This is a genomic window from Burkholderia sp. MSMB1078WGS, from assembly GCF_001528895.1.
Classification (GTDB): domain Bacteria; phylum Pseudomonadota; class Gammaproteobacteria; order Burkholderiales; family Burkholderiaceae; genus Burkholderia.
The window spans coordinates 105,821-122,577 of sequence record NZ_LPDI01000095.1 but is presented as its reverse complement, the minus strand read 5'-3'; the positions used below and the strand labels follow the sequence as shown (position 1 = coordinate 122,577).

Genomic DNA, 16,757 nt, shown 5'->3' with positions numbered 1-16,757 from the left:
TATGCGTGTGTGTCAGTGGTGCGCGCAGGCGACCGCGATGTGTTCGCCCGAGCGCGCTTCGTAGTGCCGCTTGCGATCGGCCAAGAGCCAGTACACGCCGCCCGCGATGGCGGCGCCGAGCAGCCACGAGAACGGCGTCATCGCGCTGAAGGCCGGCACGACGGCGAGCGCGATCGAGATCAGCGCGGACGGCACGAGCGCCGCGAGCGCCTTGCGGTTCACGCCGCGCGTGTAGAAGTAGGCGCCGGTCGGCGCTTCGGTATAGAGCTCGGGCACGTTCACGCGCTGCTTGCGCACGAGCCAGTAGTCGACCGTGATGATCCCGTACAGCGGGCCGAGCAGCGCGCCGAGGCCGGACAGGAAATAGACGATCACGATCGGGCTGTTGTACAGGTTCCACGGCAGGATCAGCACGGCGATCGTCGCGCTGATCAGGCCCGCGCGGCGGAACGACAGGCGGTGCGGCGCGAGGCTCGTCAGCACGAAGGCCGGCGCGACGAAGTTCGCCATGATGTTCACGGCCACCGTCACGATCAGGAAGGCCAGGCAGCCGAGCACGAGGAACAGCTTGTTCGGCACCGTCGCGATGATTTCGGTCGGGCTGTGGATGATGTGGCCGTTCAGCTCGAACTGCGCGCCGGCGAGCACGAAGCTGATCGTCGCGAATACGAGGATGTTGACCGGCAGGCCCCAGAAGTTGCCGACGCGCACGGTCTTCGCGCTCGGCGACGAACGCGCGAAATCGCAGAAGTTGAGCACCAGCGTGCCGTAGATCGCGAGCCACAGCGAGCCGCCCGCGAAGATTTCCGTCCACATCTTCAGGCCGGTCATCGGCTTGCCGATCGACATCGCGAGATGGCCGCCGGTGCGGCTGATCATCCACGCGGCGAGCGACAGCGTCGTGACGAGGATTACCGGGCCCGCGAGCCCTTCGTACTTGCGGACCGTTTCCATCCCGTACGTGAGGATGCCGATCTGCACCAGCCAGATCGCGACGAACGTGATCCAGCCGAGCGTCGAAAGCCCGAAGATCGCATTCTGGTCGAACGCGGCGAGGCCCGGCCAGATCGCGGTGAGCAGCACGCGCAGCACGACCGACGCGAGATAGGTCTGGATGCCGAACCATGCGATCGCGATCACCGCGCGAATCATCGCGGGCAGCAGCGCGCCGTAGATGCCGAAGCTCATCCGGCTGATCACCGGGAACGGCACGCCGGTTTTCTGGCCCATGTAGCCGGTGAGATTCATGAAGCAGTACACGAGCACCGCGCCGATCGCGAGCGACGCGAGCATCTGCCAGCCCGACAGGCCGAGCGCGAACAATCCGATCGCGAACGAGTAGTTCGCGATGTTGTGCACGTCGTTGGTCCATAGCGCGAAGATGCTGTAGCGGCCCCAGGTGCGGCCTTCGGCCTTGGTCGGCGCGAGATCGGGGTTGTGCAGCCGCGGGCTCAGCGCGGGATCGCGCGCGGCCGTGTCGGTTCGATGCGATGCGTCGTCCGCGCCGAGCGCGAGGCCCGTGCGGTGAATGGCTTCCAGTTGCACGCCGTTGTCTCCTTCCATGTGCGGGGCGCGAAACCGCGCCGCGGGTGTACGCAGCGCGGGCCGGGCCGCCGTGGACGTTATGTCTCGGATTTGTTCGCGAGTATGGGCGGCGGCCCCGGCGATGGGAAATTAAATATTCGGCTGGGCGTCATTCGAAAAATGAATGCGCCGCACGCGGCCGCGGCGGTGGGGCGGCACGCAAATTGCGGGTCAGAGGATTCCATCCACATCGACATCAGCGGAGGTGTCATGCAGCGATATTCATTTCGTCACGTATCGCGAGCCGTCTTCGCCGGCATCCTGATCGCGGGCCTGGCGGCAGGCGCGGGTTGCCAGAAGAAGGGCGACAACGGCGCAGCCAGTTCCGACTCGGGTGCAGCGAGCGGCATGTCGGCCGCGCCTTCGACCGCGCCATCGGGCATGCCCAGCAGCGGGGCGGCCGGCAGCAGCGGCGATACCGGTGCAAGCATGCCGGGCGCGGCTTCCGGGCCGGCCGGCGCGAGCGGCGGCTGACGCACGGTTGAAGGTCGGGCGGGCGGCGCGCGAGCGCGCAGTCCGCCTGCGGGTGCCGTGCCGGCGGCACGCGCGCCGGATGGCGTGCGTGGGTGGCCGTGTGCATGAAAGATTTGCAAGGACCGTTGTAGCGATTTCCGGCCCGGCGGCGCTGGCGTGACGCTGGCGTCCGTGGGGCCGGCCAAGGAGGTGCGATGCAGAACGCGGAATCGAACCCTACCCCGGAAAAGCAGCGGGAACAGATCGAGAAGAGCCCGGTGAAGACGCCGGCGGCCGGCGACATGCCCGACGCGGCGACCCAGGCCGCGCAGACGGCGCGGCGTCCGCTGACGCCGGAGGCGGTCGCCGGGAAAATGCCGACCGGCCTGCCGGCGATCGACGTCGACGCGCATGCGGTGGACAGCGGCGACCCCGTGCGCCGCGCCGCTGGACGGATCGTCACGCTCGACAACGCGAACATGGCGATGACCGACAACACGGTCGACGTCGACGGCAAGGGCATGGAAGCGCGCACCGGCGCGTCGGAACTGCAGGACAACGTGATCTATTCGAACGCGTCGCTCGACGAAGCGATCGATACGCCCGACGAAGGGCTCGGCGGGATCGAGAGCCGGCCGTCCGGCAACATGCCGCAGATCGCGACGCGGCCGGGCTGGCGCGTGCGCCATGTCGGCGACGTCGATATCGAGCACGGCGACGGGACGCGCGCCGAGCACGTGATCTGCCTCGAACGGTCCGACGACTGATCCGGGATTCGACATACGGCGGCCGATGCGTGTCGCACCGGCCGCCGCGACCGTTTTCGGCCCTTACTGCGGCCCCAGCTCCTGCGCGGACGTATCGGCGTCGTTGCCCTGCGCGACGAGTACGTGAATGTCGTTCGGCGTCACGTCGCCGACCCCACCCGACGGAATCGTCAGGAGCAGCCAGTCGGCGTTGTTGCCGATGCTGACCGGCGCGGTCTTCAGGATCGGCGACTTGCTGCCGGCCGTCGTGACGACCACCTGGTAGGTGCCGCCGTTCAGGTAGACCGAATCCTGCGTCGTTGCCGGCACGGCATTCTGGTAGGCTGCGCCCGCCATCGTCGGGCTGACGGTCGTGATGTCGGTGCCCGGCGCCACGACGTAGACGTCCACGTTCTGCGCATTCGGCGATGCGTTGAAGCTGCGCACGCGCGCCTTGTCCGACAGCAGGCCCTTGTCGTACGGATCGTCGATGACGGAGATCAGCGACGTCGTGCTCGGCAATGCGATCGTCGTGTAGTGGTGACCGTTCGCCGCGCTGAACGATTGAGATGCAACGGTCGTGGTCGTGCCGGACACGTCGTAGCTGGCGTTCTGCGTGCCCGAATCGATGTCGTGATAGCGCGTCACGCCCTTGTATGCGACGCCAGACTGGTCGATCTTCGCATTCAGGTAGTAGTCGAGGTTCGGGCCGGCCGGCACCGCGTTGATGAAGCGCGCCTGCGGCTTCGAGATGCCGAGTACGGTCCCGGCGTCGTCGCCGCCGCCGCATGCTGCGAGCACGGAAATGACCGAGCACAGGGCCACTATCGTTCGTATTGATTTCATGTCGTCCTCTCGTTCAGGAAACCTGCATTGCGATGCGGGACCGCCGCGCAAAAAGCCGCGCGGGTCGCAGCGCCGGTTGGAAGGAAGATGGCTGTCCGCCGGAGGGCGGGCGCGGGGATGGCGCAATCGACGTGCCTGCGCGGTGCGAAAATCGGCGAACGGCGGCGGCGTGGCGGCGGGAAGCGCGCACGCACCGGCGGGGCGGCGTGCGCGGGATGACGCGGGGGACGTAGGGGGCAGACCGCGCGATCGGCGCGGTTGTAAAAAGGCAGTGTTGCGCGTGCGGCGCGAAGCGTCAGCGGTTCACGAGCCGGGCCGGATAGGCGAGCGCGAGTGCGCAGCCGACCAGCATGCACGCGGCGAAACCGACCAGCCCCGCGCTTTGCGAGTGGAACGTGTCGCGCAGCCAGCCGATGAAATAGGTGCTGCCGAATCCGCCGAGGTTCGCGATCGAGCATGCGAACGCGATGCCGCCGGCGGCGGCCGAGCCCTTCAGGAAAGTCGACGGCAGCGCCCACACGACCGGCATCGCGGCGGCCGCGCCGGCGTTGATCAGCGAGAACAGCAGCACCGTGCCGAGCGTGCCGTGCGACGACGAAGCCGCGATCGCCAGTGCGACGGCCGATACCATGAACGGGACGACGATATGCCAGCGGCGTTCGCGCGCGCGATCGGAGCTGGCGCCGCAGTACAGCGTGGCGAGCACGGCGGCGGCGTTCGGGATCACCATCAGCCAGCCGATGTGATACGCGTCCTTCACGCCGGTGTCGCGCAGGATCGTCGGCAGCCAGAAGCTCACCGCATACAGACCGAGCAGCACGCACAGGTCGATCAGGCCGAGCGCCCATACCTTCGGATCGGAGAAGGCCTTGCCGAGCGCGTGGCTCTTGTTGCCGGCCGGATCGGCGTCGAGATTCGCGCGCAGCACCCGCTTCTCGTCGGCGTTCAGCCATTGCGCGGATTCGATGTCGTTGGGCAACCAGCGCAGTACCGCGAAGCCGAGCAGCACCGACGGCAGCGCTTCGAGCAGGAACAGCCACTGCCAGCCGCCGAGCCCGTGCACGCCGTCGAACGCACGCATGATCCAGCCGGAGATCGGGCTGCCGATCATGCTCGACAGCGGCAAGCCGACCATGAACAGCGCGACGATCCGTGCACGACGCGCATCGGGATACCACTGCGTCAGGTACAGCAGCACGCCCGGCAGGAAACCGGCTTCGGCGGCGCCGAGCAGGAAGCGCACGACGTAGAACTGCATCGGCGTGTGCACGAACATCGTCGCGCCGGACAACAGGCCCCACGTGATCATGATCCGCGCGATCCACAGCTTCGCGCCGACGCGTTGCAGCACCAGATTGCTTGGGACTTCGAACAGGATGTAGCCGGCGAAGAACAGGCCGGCGCCGAGGCCGTACACGGTGTCGCTGAACTTCAGTGCATCGAGCATCTGGAGCTTTGCGAGCCCGATGTTGATGCGGTCGAGATAGGCCGCGAAGTAACACAGGCAGAAGAGGGTGATGAGGCGCAGCGTGACCTTGCGATAGAGAGGGCCGTGCAGCGCGTCGTCGGCGGAAACGGCGGCGCTCGGGTGTGCGGTAGACATGGGACTGCCCCTGTTCGAATGTGACGGATGAATGGGTGGCTCGATCGACGCGAGCGGACGTTCCGCTGCGCACTGGAGTCTGTATATCACGTCAAATACATAGCGTACACACTAGAAAATACCGAATCGCACAGGCATGAATCCGGCCATCGGAATGTCAGCGTCAGACCGGGAAAATCTATGTTTTAAAAGGGGTTATGGACGATATGAAGCGTGCGCTGAAAACGCTGCGGCACGCGTGCCGGCATGCACGAAATTCGTGCGTATGCACTCAAAATTGAAGTGTGTGCACGAAAGCCGGCAGCAGTGCGCGAAGGGTTCTGCGGCAGCCGCCGCGACGGTGCGCGGCCGGCCCGGCGCGCCGATGCGACGAGCGGGCGACCGCTGCGCTCGGGCGACCGTCACGCGCAATCTGCATGCGATGCCGCGAATCGCGATGCACCGCAATGACGCGATCGTTCTGCGCCGGTTGTGCGGATTTGAGGGTGTACACTGCTTGTCTTTCATTTGCATGCGGGCGCGGGCCCGCACTCTCATGGCGTCTTCCAAGGATTCGTACGATTTTCACGATCAGGTCGGGCATCTGCTGCGCCGCGCGTATCAGCGGCACGTTTCGATTTTCCAGGAAGCGATCCCCGATTCGGATCTCACGGCCGCGCAGTTCGTGACGCTGTGCGCGGTCAAGGAACGGCAGGCGTGCTCGCTGAACGACATCGTCAAGGCGACCGCGATCGATCAGGCGACGATTCGCGGCGTCGTCGAGCGCCTGAAGACACGCGCGCTGGTCGAGGTGTCGCCCGACCCGAACGACGGTCGCAAGCTGATCGTGCGCACGACCGCGGCCGGCCTCGCGCTGATCGATCGCACGGTGCCGTTCGCGCGGCAGGTGACGGAGCGCACGTATGGCGCGCTCAATCCCGGCGAACGGGTCGCGCTGCAGTTCCTGCTGCGCAAGATGATGGAAGAAGACGGCGACGCGTGATGCGCGGCGCAGGCTGCCCTACGTCGCGCCCGCCGTGGCCGATGCGCGGGCCGCGTCGGCGTTCATCAGCCGGCCGGCCTCGCGCAGCGCGGCGCGCACTGTTTCGGGCGTGAACGGCGGCGCGTAGAAGCGTACGCCGGTGGCATCGAACAGCGCGTTCGCGATCGCGGCCGGGCCCGGCACCGATGCCGATTCGCCGGCACCGAGCGGCGGTTCGCCTTGCCTCGGCATCAGCACGACATCGACGTCCGGCACTTCCGCGAACGTCAGGATCGGGTAGCTCGCCCATTCGCGCGACGCGACCTTGCCGTCGGCGAACCGCACGCGCTCCTTCAGCGTGCGGCTCAATACCTGGATCACGTTGCCATGGATCTGGTGGCGCACGCCGTCCGGGTTGATCATCGTGCCCGTGTCCTGACCGACCGTCACTCGTTCGATACGGATCTCGCCCGACACGCGATCGACGCTCAGGTCGACGACCCAGGCCGACCACGCCGCGCCGAAGCCGGGGAAGCGGCTGTGCACGTAGCGCGCATACGCGATCCCGCGGCCGCGCACGAGCCGCGATTCGTCGCGTTCGGTCGGCGCGCGCGGCGCGCGCGTGGTCCATCCCGCGCGATCGGCCACCGCCTGCAGCAGCTCGGTCGCGCGCGCGTCCTGCAGATGGCGCAGCCGGAACGCGAGCGGATCGACGCCGGTCAGCGCCGCGCATTCGTCGACGAATGCATCGTGCGCGAACGAGTTCGGCAACGCCGACACGCCGCGCAGCCACGCTGCGCGCACGAGCGGCGCGAGATCCTCGCAGACGAAGCGGCGATGCGGGCTCGCATACGGCGACACGGCCGTGCGGTCGCCCATCTCGAACACGCGCGGCTCGGGCGCGATCGCGCCGGTCAGCAGCGCCGCGAGCAGCGGCGCGTCGTTCGACGGGTAGCGCGTCGTGAAGTCGTAGCCGAGCAGGCGGCCGTCGCGCGTGACGGTGCCCGTCACCTGCATCGACTGGCCCGCGCCTTTCGGTTCCCACAGATGCTCGTCCGCGCGCGACAACTGCACGCGCACCGGGCGGCCGACCGCGCGCGACAGCAGCAGCGCGTCGCCGCACACGTCGTCCGCGCCGTTGCGGCCGTAGCAGCCGGCCGCTTCCATCCGGACCACGTCGACATCGGCTTCGTCGCGCGCGACGAGCGTCGCGAGGTCGTAGCGCAGCGATACGGGGTTCTGCGTGCCGGACCACACGGTGATTCGCCCGTCGCCAGGTGCGCGGTAGTCGGCGAGCGCGCACGACGGGCCGATCGAGCCGTGCATCTGGAACGGCCACGCGTAGGTGCGCGACAGCGTGAGCGTGTCCGGTTCCGTTCGCGCGGCGTCGACGTCGCCTTCGTCGAGCAGCACGCGGCGTCCGGCCGGCGCGGCGGCGATCGCGGCGGCCGGCTCGTCGAGCGGCGGCAGCGCGGGAAGCGGCCGCCACGTCACGCGCAACTGGCGCGCGGCGCGGATCGCCTGCTCCTCGCGCTCGGCCACCACGCCGACGAAATCGCCGATCGCGACGACGGCCACGAGCCCCGGCACATCGGCCACCGACGCGCGATCGACGTCCACGAGCGACGTGCCGACGAACGGGCCGCTGTCGTGGCCCGCGTACGGCGGCCGCACGACGCGGCCGTGCAGCATGCCCGGCACGCGCATGTCGTGTACGAACGTGAGTTGGCCGGTCGCTTTCGCGGGCAGGTCGACGCGCGGCGACGAGCGGCCGACGATCCGGTATCGAGCCGGGTCCTTCGTGCGGGTGTTCGGGTCGAGCGTCAGCGCGATCCGCTGCCCGGCGACGAGCGCGGCGAACGTCATCGCCTGCCCATCGGCTGAAATCGTTCCATCGTCGATGTCCAGCCGTGCCGCGTCGACACCGAACCGCTCGGCCGCGAGCGCCAGCAACGCGTGACGAGCCTGCGCGGCCGCGCAGCGCAGCGGCGTCGCGGAAATCTGGATCGTCGCGCTCGCGATGGTCGGACCCTGGTTCGGTGTCGCGGCCGTGTCGCCGAGCACCATCGTCACGCGCGCGGCCGGCACGTCGAGTTCCTCGGCGACGATCTGCGCGAGCGACGTGCGGATGCCGGTGCCGAGATCGACGTGCCCGTTGAACGCGAGGATGCGGCCGTCATCGAGAATCGCGACGAAGATTTCGGGCAGCGCCGGCACGTAGGACGACAGGCTGCCCGGCTGACCGGGCGCCGGCTTCACGGGCGGCGCGGGCGGCCGGATCACGGTCAGGCAGCCGGTGCGCGCGAGCAGTTCGGAGCGGTTCACGGGGAGAGGTCCTGTCGAGGGGTGGCGCGGCCGGCGGGCGATGGGGGTGCGAAGCGTTCGGGCGGCGGCGCGCGTCGAGTCAATCTAGGTCGCCAAAAGCGCAGCGTCAATCGCGGGCGGCACACGATGCACTCGCACGCGTGCCGCCCGCGATCCGTCGCGACTCAGCGCGCGCGGGCCTGGACGGCGTCGATCGCCGCGATCGCATCGTCGAGCGGCATCACGGCCGCATATTTCTGCTGCATGTCGAACAGGTTCGCGTCGTGCGGCGCGATCGCGCGATCGCCGACGCAATCGGCGAGCACGAGCGGGCGGAACCCGTGCGACATCGCATCGACGACGCTCGCGCGCACGCAGCCGCTCGTCACGGCCCCTGCGACGAGCAGCGTCTGCACCGCGCGCTGCGCGAGCCACGGCGCGAGCTGCGTGCCGAAGAACGCGGACGGCACGGTCTTGCGCACGACGAGTTCGCCTGGCGCGGGCGTGAGTTCGGGCACGATCGCGCTGTTCGGATGATGCTCGGTCAGCGTCGCCATGCCGGGCACTTTCAGCGAGAACACGTTGTCGTCGCTGCCGTCGTCCGCGTAGACGATGCGGCTGTGCGCGACCGGCCAGCCGCGTTCGCGCGCCAGCGCGAGCGCACGCGTCGTGCGCGCGATCGCCGGCGCGATGTTGCCGCCGCCGAACGTCGCCGGATCGGCGAAGCCGACCACGAAGTCGACGATCAGCAGGCCGAGGTTGCCGTGCGGCGGCAGCGGCGTGCCGAAGCCCTGCTGGCGATACACGTTCGCTTCGGCGTGACGGGAAAGATCGTTCATGGTGTCGGGCACTCGTCGGTCAGGCGGGTTGATCGGTCACGCGGCCGTCGCGCACGACGGTCTCGCCGTCGAGTTCGACCGTGCAGCGGCGCAGCGGGATGTCGATATGGCAGGTGGTCGTGCGGTTGCCGCCGCCTTCGTTGTTCGGGCCGAGCGAGAACAGGAAGTTGCCCTCGAACGCGCGCGCATCCATCCCGATCGTCGCCTCGCGGTCGTACAGCCCGAGCGTCGACCAGCGTGCGCGCGGCTGCAGCCCCCAGCCGATATGCGAGATCGCATAGCCTTCGGGGTCGGCGAACGTTTCCATGTAGTCGCGCAGCAGGTCGGCGTCGACGCCGCCTTCGATGCGCGTCGCGTAGCCGCCTTCGACGGTCAGCGCGATCGGCTCGCGCACGTAGTGCTTCTGCGGCAGCAGGATGTCGCCGCGATCGATCACGATCGTGCCGCGTGCGGTGCGATCGTTCGGGTAAGTCAGCGCGAAGCCGCTCGGCCAGTGGTCCCAGCGGCCCGGTGCGTCGACGAAGCCGTACTCGGCGGTCGGCGGAAACTCGCCGAGCGGGCATACGAGCGCGGTGCCGGCCGCCGAGCTCACGCGCATCTCGCGCGCGGCCGCGATCTTCTTCGATGCGGCGAGCACGCGCGTGCGGTCGGCCAGGGTCGGCACCATCCGCACGAGCACTTCGGGCGGCTCGACCGCGAGCAGGATCTTCGTGCCCGATTTCAGGATGTCGTGTTGCTCCGGCGAGAACAGCAGCGTCATCAGGTCGAGCACGAGATCGCTCTCGCGCAGCGCGGCGATCGCGGCCTTGTTGCCGGTCAGCGGCGTCGTGCCGAGGTAGGCGAGCGGATCCCGGCTGAACGCCTTGTCGCCGTTGACGGGCGGCAGGTCGAGCCGGTTGACGATCGCGCCCAGCGATTGCGTCGCGATCAGCGCGCACGACAGCGTCTGGGGATGGGTGGCCGCGCTCGTCAGGATCGTGACGGTCTGGCCCGGTTCGAGGCGCGACAGCGTGAGGACCTGCTTCCACGCGTCGATCAATTGGGTGTCGCTGACTGGCATCGTCGGCTCCGGTAAAGAAGGAAAGAGGCGGGCGCCGCGCGCTCAGGCCGCGAGCGGTGCGCCGAGGAAATCGCCGAACGCCGCGTAGAAGCCCGCCGCGTTGTCCCACGGGATCATGTGGCCGGCATCGGGCACGCGCACGTGCCGCATCGACGGCGTCGCGCGCTGCAGTTCGGCGACATCGTCGTCGCGCACCACATCGCCGCGCTCGGCCGTGATCAGCAGCGACGGCACGGCCAGTTGCGCGGCATCCGCGTGGAAATCGTCGGTGTGGAAGCCTTCGTACGACGTGCGCACCGCGCGCTCGTCGCAGGTATGCAGCCATTCGGCGCGCAACCGCAGTTCGGCGTCGGTCCAGGTCGGGCAGAACGCGCGCATGCCTTCGGCGTCCGTGCCGGCGCGCGCGAGCGCCATCGAGTCGATGTACCACGGCAGTTTGCCCGGATAGTCGCGGCGGTTCGGGCCCGACACGGGTGGGTCGACGAGCACGACCGACGCGAGCCCGCGGATGCCGCGCCGGGCTGCGCGCGCGGCGATCCGCGCGCCCATCGAATGGCCGACGAGGCTCGTGCGCGGCAAGTCGAGCGCGGCGACGAACGTCGCGACGTCGTCCGCCTGCGCATCGAGGCTGTAGTCGAGCGCCGGCGATGCTTCGGACAGCCCGCGGCCGCGCACGTCGAGCACGTAGGTGTCGAATGCTGCGCCGAAGGTCTCGCCGACGAAGCCCCAGGTGATCGCGGGGCTCGTGATGCCTGGAATCAGCACGATTGCCGGGCGCGATGCGCGTGCGCCGGTCGCGCCGCCGTAGCGCAGGTAGTGCTGGCGGATGCCGTTGGCGCGGACGTTCGCGCCGTACAGGAAAGTCGAGGGCATGGGGAGTCTCCGAAGTGGTGGCACTCAGTACGCGCCCGACAGCAGCGCGCCGGCGCCGGGCACGACCGGCTCGAGATCGAGTTCGCGCAGCATCGCGTAGGTGGTCGCGATCGCGGCGGTAATCACCGGCTTGCCCGTCATCGCCTCGACCTTCGCGACGGCCGGCAGCGACGGCATCTGCACGCACGCGGACAGCACGATCGCATCGGCATCCTGGTACGGCAGCGTTTTCACGATGTCGGGCAGGCGCGCCGGATCGTGGCGGCCGACGTCGAGGTTGTCGGGGATTTCCAGCGCGCGGTAGGCGAGCACGTCGAAGCCTTCGTTGCGGATGTAGTCGACCACCAGCTCGGTGAGCGGCAGCATGTACGGCGCGACGACGACGATCCGCTTCGCGCCGATCACCTTCAGCGCATCGACGAGCGCACCCGCACTCGTCAGCACCGGCGCCTGCGCGCCGTTGTCGGCCGTGTGCTTCGTGAGGCGCGCCTGCGATACGCGGTGGTAGCCGTGCCCCATCGCCATGATCGCGACGAGGCACGCGTAGCCGAGCACGTCGACGCGCGCATCGCTCAGTTCCACCGCGCAGCGGTCGGATTCGGCATCCATTGCCGCGAGCTCTTCCTTGACGACCTTCTTCATCCGCATCCGGCTCGAGTGATACGTGAACCGCTCGGGACGGATTGCTTCGCGCAGCCGCAGCATCGCGGGGATCTCGGTTTCCATCGTCGTGTTGGAACTCGGCACGATCTGGCCGATGCGGTAGGTCTTGCTCATGACGGGAGGCTCCGTGTCGGTAAGGGTGGGGCGGCACGCTGGCGCGGGATCGCCGGATGTTGGGCAAAGTCTAGTGTGTACATTTGAAAATGGCAATGGATCAAAATGACGTCCGGCATGGATGGATTGTTTGTGTACGCGTATTTTCGACGATTTATTGGTGTTTTCCCGAATGCCGAGGCGTCGATCGACAATCCGCTTGTCCTGAATAAATTGAGTGTGTACGCTACATGAACGCCATTCAATCCGCCCGTCCTCGCGCCGCGTTCGGCAACGGGCCCACGATCAGGAGATCCGCATGAGCAAACCCCGTATCGCAATCATCGGCGCCGGCCTCGGCGGCACGGCCGCTGCGGCGCTGCTGCAGCGCGGCGGTTACGACGTCGCGCTGTACGAGCAGGCGCCCGCGTTCTCGCGTCTCGGCGCGGGCATCCATCTCGGTCCGAACGTGATGAAGATCATGCGGCGCATCGGCTGCGAGGGCGCGCTGGAAACGATGGGTTCGCATCCGGATTGCTGGTACAGCCGCGATTGGCAGACGGCCGACGTGCTGTCGCGGATTCTGCTCGGCGACTACGCGCGCAAGACCTACGGCGCGAGCTACCTGACCGTGCATCGCGGCGATTTCCACGCGCTGATGACGCAGGCGGTGACGCCCGGCACGATTCGCTTCGGCAAGCGGCTCGCGGCGGTGGAGGATACCGGCAACGAGGTGCGCCTCACGTTTGCCGATGGCAGCGTCGAGACGGCCGACATCGCGATCGGCGCGGACGGCGTGAATTCGCGGCTCCGCGAGCATCTGCTCGGTGCGGAACCGCCGCGCTACACCGGTTACGTCGCGCACCGCGCGGTGTTCCCCGCCTCGCTGCTCGGCAACAAGCCGTACGACATGTGCGTGAAGTGGTGGTCGGAGGATCGTCACATGATGGTCTATTACGTGACCGAGAAGCGCGACGAGTACTACTACGTGACGGGGGTGCCGCAGGCCGAGTGGCCGGAAGGCGTGTCGATGGTCGACAGCAGCCGCGACGAGATGCGCGAGGCGTTCGCCGGTTTCCATGCCGACATCCAGCACCTGATCGACGTATCGCCGTCGATCACCAAATGGCCGCTGCTCGAACGCGATCCGCTGCCGCTGTGGAGCCGCGGCCGTCTCGTGTTGCTCGGCGACGCGTGCCATCCGATGAAGCCGCACATGGCGCAGGGCGCGGCGATGGCGATCGAGGACGCCGCGATGCTCGCGCGCTGTCTCGACGAAGTCGGCATCGGCGACCATGCGGGCGCGTTCGCGCTGTACGAGGCGAACCGTGCGGCGCGCGCGTCGAAGGTGCAACTCGTGTCGCACAACAACACGTGGCTGCGCACCAACGAGGATCCGTCGTGGGTGTTCGGTTACGACGTGTTCGACGTGCCGCTCGAAGCGCCGTCGCGCGGCAACGTGGCGGCCGCGGCCTGACGCGCGGGCGCCGGCGCCCGCGGCGCGTTGCTGCCGCTTCGCCGGCGCGGGAATCGATGCGTCGCAACGCGCGCATTTCGGCGTGTTATATGTCAGGCGCGCCGGCAGGCGCCAGCCGGCGGCCGTGTCCGCCGCCGGCCGACTCCGGCCCGCACGCCGTATTCCGGATCCATTCATGTCCCATCCCGCTTCTCCGTCGCGGCCGCTGGCGTTTCGCGTGAACGGCACGCCGCATACCTTCGCCGATGCCGCGCCCGACGCGCCGCTGCTGCTGGTCCTGCGCAACGATTGCACGCTCAACGGCCCGAAATACGGTTGCGGGCTCGGGCAGTGCGGTGCGTGCACGGTGCTCGTCGACGGGCAGGCCACGCGTTCGTGCGTCGTGCCGGCCGCCGCCGCGCACGGGCGCGACGTCACGACGCTGGAAGGGCTCGGGTCGTGCGACGCGCCCCATCCGATCCAGCGCGCGTTCATCGACGAGCAGGCCGCGCAATGCGGTTACTGCCTGAACGGAATGATCACGAGCACGAAGGCGCTGCTCGACCGCAACCCGGCGCCCGACGATGCGGCGATTCGGGATGCGTTGCGCTTCAACCTGTGCCGCTGCGGCACGCATCTGGAGATCATCCGCGCGGTGCGTCGCGCCGCACGCTATCTGCGAGGCGGCGATGAAGCATGATGCGGATCTGCCCGCGGCGCCGGCGCGCGTGACGGAGCCGGCGCCGCACGATGAAGCGGCCGCCGACGCATCGCGTCCGCACCACGCGCGCTACGCGTGGCCGCTCGGCGATGCGCGCACGCATGCATCGTTCGATATCGAAACGCGGACCGCGCCCGACGGCCGGATGGCGGCCTGGCGCTATCGTGCGCAGGCGGCCGGCGCAGGCGCGGGCGATGCTCGCGCAGCGGAGGAACGCGCCGATCCCGGCTCCGCATCGCCATTCGTGTACCGGCACGCGCAGACGTCGATCGAGCTGGCCGACGCCGACGGCGCGATTCCCGGTCACGCCCACGCCTTTGCCCGCGAATCCTTCGTCGACGAACTCGCGGGCGCATTGCGGCGCGATCCGGTCGCGTTGCGGTTGCAGCATCTCGACGTCGCGCGGGATGCGGGCCCGCGCGAAACGATCCGGATGGTCAGCGAACGCGCTGCGTGGGGCGTGCCGGCTGCGGCCCGGGCGAACGCGGCGTCGCGTGTCAGCGGTCGCGGTTTCGCTTTCGACGGCGAGCGTGTCGATGCGCGCGCAGTCGCGCCCGGCGACGATGCCGGCCACGATTCGCACTGGTCCGCGTGGGTCGTCGATCTCGAAGTCGATTGCGCGACGGGCGATGTTTCGGTGCGGCGCGTCGTGGCCGGGCAGGGCGCGGGCGAGCCGGGCGACACGTCGACGGCGGGCCTGCCGGCGTGGCAGATCGAGGCCGCGATATCGCGCGTGATGGGGGCACGGTTGTCCGCGCGGCCCGCGTACGACGAGACCGATGCCGGCGCGCGGCCCGACGCGTTCGCGCACGAGCTGGTTGCAGTCGATGCAGCCGCGCATCGCGCATACGGCGACCTGTCCGCATACGACGCGCGGCGAATCGAGCAGGCAGTTGCGCCGGCCGCGGCCGCGATCGCCAATGCACTGTACGACGCAACGGGCGTGCGTTTTCGTGCGCCGCCGTTCGACGCCGCGCACATTCGCGCCGCGCTCGCGCAACCGGCGCCGGCGGATGTCGGCGACCGGCCGCGGGCGGCCGCGCGCCGCGCATCGCGTTGGCGCCGCTGGCTGGCCGGCGGCGGCGCGGGCGGCGTGGTCGGCGGGCTGATCGGGCTGGCGTGCGCGATCCTGCCGGGCCCCGCGCCGATCGCGCCTGTTGCGCCGGGCGGCGCGGACGGCGCGATGTGGAGCGCGGCGACGCTCGAACGCGGCCGCCAGGTCGCGCTCGCCGGCGATTGCGCGGTGTGCCACACGGCGCCCGGCGGTGCGGCCAACGCGGGCGGCCTCGCGCTCGATACGCCGTTCGGCACGATCTACACGACGAATCTCACGCCCGATCCGGAAACCGGCATCGGCACGTGGTCGTATCCGGCGTTCGCCCGTGCGATGCGCGAAGGCATCTCTCGCGACGGCTCGCACCTGTATCCGGCGTTCCCGTACACCGCGTTCGCGAAGCTGAGCGAGCCCGATCTGCTCGCGCTCTATGCGTACCTGATGTCGCAGCCGCCGGTGAGGCACGAGCCGCCGAAAACGAAGCTGCCGTTCCCGCTCGACCGGCGGCGTCTCGTGGCCGGCTGGAACTGGCTGTTTCACGATGCGCGGCCATTTGCGCCGGACCCGGCGCGCTCGGCGACGTGGAATCGCGGCAAGTATCTGGTCGACGGCGCGGGGCACTGCGGCGCCTGCCACACGCCGCGCAACGCGCTCGGTGCGGAGAAGGGCGGGCTTGCCTACCTGGCGGGCGGCGAGGCGGAAGGATGGGTCGCGCCGCCGCTCGTCGCGTCGCCGGCTTCGCCCGTACCGTGGACCGAAGGCGCGCTGTTCGACTATCTGCGCACGGGCTTCTCGGCGCAGCACGGCGTCGCGGCCGGGCCGATGGCGCCCGTCGTCGCGGGGCTCGCGGCGCTGCCCGAGTCCGACGTGCGGGCGATCGCGCATTATCTGGCGTCGCTGTCGCCGCCCGTCGACGCGGCAGTCGCCGCGGACGCGGCCAGCCGCCACGCGCGCGGCGCGGAAACGATCGCGACGCTCGGCCTCGAGAACGGCCGTCGCGCGTTCGACGCGGCGTGCGCGGTCTGTCACGCGGAATCGGGCGGTGTCGGGCATTTCGGCGTGCGGCCGCTGATGGGGCTCAACACGAGCGTCAGCCAGGCGACGCCGGACAACCTGCTGCGCGTGCTGCACCACGGGATCGACCAGCCGGCCACCGACGGGCTCGGCTACATGCCGGGCTTCGGCGATGCGTTCGACGACCGCCAGATGGCCGAGCTTGCCGCCTACATTCGCGCCCGCTATGCGCCGGGGCAGCCGGCGTGGCGAAACCTCGCGGAAGCGTCCGCGAGAATCCGGCAGGCGGGGCGCATTGACCGTCGCGCCGGCGTGAGCGCCCCGGCCGGCGGGCGCGCCGGGCGAAATGACCTGCCGGACGAAAACGATGGCCGGCGACGGCTGTAAATCTTGCCTGATTCGGCCATCGTTTAACCATTCGAAACAATGTGTTCACCGAAAGGGGCATGATCTCCGGCGATCGAGCAGGCATACTGTCGCCTATGTT

14 protein-coding genes are annotated in these 16,757 nt (G+C 69.1%); 5 read left to right on the top strand and 9 right to left on the bottom strand.

Annotated features, from left to right (window positions below):
- Nucleotides 1–12: 12 nt before the first annotated feature.
- Both WT24_RS23650 and WT24_RS23645 read right to left on the bottom strand, forming a co-directional pair.
- Nucleotides 13–1,563: an NCS1 family nucleobase:cation symporter-1 gene (locus tag WT24_RS23650; RefSeq protein WP_059500818.1), complete on the bottom strand. Its 1,551-nt coding sequence runs from the start codon at nucleotides 1,561–1,563 to the stop codon at nucleotides 13–15.
- Nucleotides 1,564–1,814: 251 nt separating this feature from the next.
- The gene (locus WT24_RS23645; RefSeq protein WP_257127549.1) at nucleotides 1,815–2,063 is read right to left on the bottom strand and encodes a hypothetical protein; all 249 of its coding nucleotides are present in this window, start codon (nucleotides 2,061–2,063) and stop codon (nucleotides 1,815–1,817) included.
- A gap of 189 nt (nucleotides 2,064–2,252) precedes the next feature.
- On the opposite strand from WT24_RS23645, the gene WT24_RS23640 reads away from it, so the two are divergent.
- Complete coding sequence (locus WT24_RS23640; protein ID WP_059500817.1) at nucleotides 2,253–2,804, top strand: DUF3005 domain-containing protein; 552 nt, start codon at nucleotides 2,253–2,255, stop codon at nucleotides 2,802–2,804.
- Nucleotides 2,805–2,867: 63 nt separating this feature from the next.
- Here the strand turns inward: WT24_RS23640 and WT24_RS23635 are convergent, their stop codons facing one another.
- Together WT24_RS23635 and WT24_RS23630 are read right to left on the bottom strand one after the other, a co-directional pair.
- Entirely contained in the window at nucleotides 2,868–3,629 is a 762-nt protein-coding gene (locus WT24_RS23635; RefSeq protein WP_059500816.1) for a DUF4397 domain-containing protein, read from the bottom strand.
- Between the two features lie 295 nt (nucleotides 3,630–3,924).
- Nucleotides 3,925–5,232 carry an MFS transporter gene (locus WT24_RS23630; RefSeq protein WP_059500815.1) on the bottom strand — a complete coding sequence of 436 codons (1,308 nt, stop codon included), beginning with the start codon at nucleotides 5,230–5,232 and terminating at the stop codon, nucleotides 3,925–3,927.
- Between the two features lie 535 nt (nucleotides 5,233–5,767).
- Here WT24_RS23630 and WT24_RS23625 point away from each other — a divergent pair.
- Nucleotides 5,768–6,214: a MarR family winged helix-turn-helix transcriptional regulator gene (locus WT24_RS23625; protein WP_060036020.1), complete on the top strand. Its 447-nt coding sequence runs from the start codon at nucleotides 5,768–5,770 to the stop codon at nucleotides 6,212–6,214.
- A gap of 18 nt (nucleotides 6,215–6,232) precedes the next feature.
- Here WT24_RS23625 and WT24_RS23620 read toward each other — a convergent pair whose 3' ends face one another.
- The 5 genes from WT24_RS23620 to WT24_RS23600 all read right to left on the bottom strand — a co-directional run bounded on the left by WT24_RS23620 (nucleotide 6,233) and on the right by WT24_RS23600 (nucleotide 12,046).
- Nucleotides 6,233–8,518 carry a xanthine dehydrogenase family protein molybdopterin-binding subunit gene (locus tag WT24_RS23620; protein WP_060036019.1) on the bottom strand — a complete coding sequence of 762 codons (2,286 nt, stop codon included), beginning with the start codon at nucleotides 8,516–8,518 and terminating at the stop codon, nucleotides 6,233–6,235.
- Nucleotides 8,519–8,682: 164 nt separating this feature from the next.
- Nucleotides 8,683–9,336, bottom strand: a complete 654-nt coding sequence (locus WT24_RS23615) for an isochorismatase family protein (RefSeq protein ID WP_059792094.1) — start codon at nucleotides 9,334–9,336, stop codon at nucleotides 8,683–8,685.
- A gap of 19 nt (nucleotides 9,337–9,355) precedes the next feature.
- The gene (locus WT24_RS23610; RefSeq protein WP_059792076.1) at nucleotides 9,356–10,396 is read right to left on the bottom strand and encodes a hypothetical protein; all 1,041 of its coding nucleotides are present in this window, start codon (nucleotides 10,394–10,396) and stop codon (nucleotides 9,356–9,358) included.
- Between the two features lie 42 nt (nucleotides 10,397–10,438).
- The gene (locus WT24_RS23605; protein WP_060036018.1) at nucleotides 10,439–11,269 is read right to left on the bottom strand and encodes an alpha/beta fold hydrolase; all 831 of its coding nucleotides are present in this window, start codon (nucleotides 11,267–11,269) and stop codon (nucleotides 10,439–10,441) included.
- A gap of 24 nt (nucleotides 11,270–11,293) precedes the next feature.
- Complete coding sequence (locus tag WT24_RS23600) at nucleotides 11,294–12,046, bottom strand: Asp/Glu racemase (RefSeq protein ID WP_006483547.1); 753 nt, start codon at nucleotides 12,044–12,046, stop codon at nucleotides 11,294–11,296.
- A 298-nt stretch (nucleotides 12,047–12,344) separates the two neighbouring features.
- Here WT24_RS23600 and WT24_RS23595 point away from each other — a divergent pair, with 298 nt between their 5' ends.
- The 3 genes from WT24_RS23595 (at nucleotide 12,345) to WT24_RS23585 (ending at nucleotide 16,657) form a co-directional block, all read left to right on the top strand.
- The gene (locus WT24_RS23595) at nucleotides 12,345–13,502 is read left to right on the top strand and encodes an FAD-dependent monooxygenase (protein ID WP_060036017.1); all 1,158 of its coding nucleotides are present in this window, start codon (nucleotides 12,345–12,347) and stop codon (nucleotides 13,500–13,502) included.
- Between the two features lie 175 nt (nucleotides 13,503–13,677).
- Entirely contained in the window at nucleotides 13,678–14,181 is a 504-nt protein-coding gene (locus WT24_RS23590; RefSeq protein ID WP_060036016.1) for a (2Fe-2S)-binding protein, read from the top strand.
- On the top strand, nucleotides 14,171–16,657 hold the full coding sequence (locus WT24_RS23585; RefSeq protein ID WP_257127548.1) for a c-type cytochrome: 2,487 nt from the start codon (nucleotides 14,171–14,173) through the stop codon (nucleotides 16,655–16,657). Before WT24_RS23590 ends, WT24_RS23585 begins: the two co-directional genes overlap by 11 nt.
- The last annotated feature ends 100 nt before the right edge of the window (nucleotides 16,658–16,757 follow it).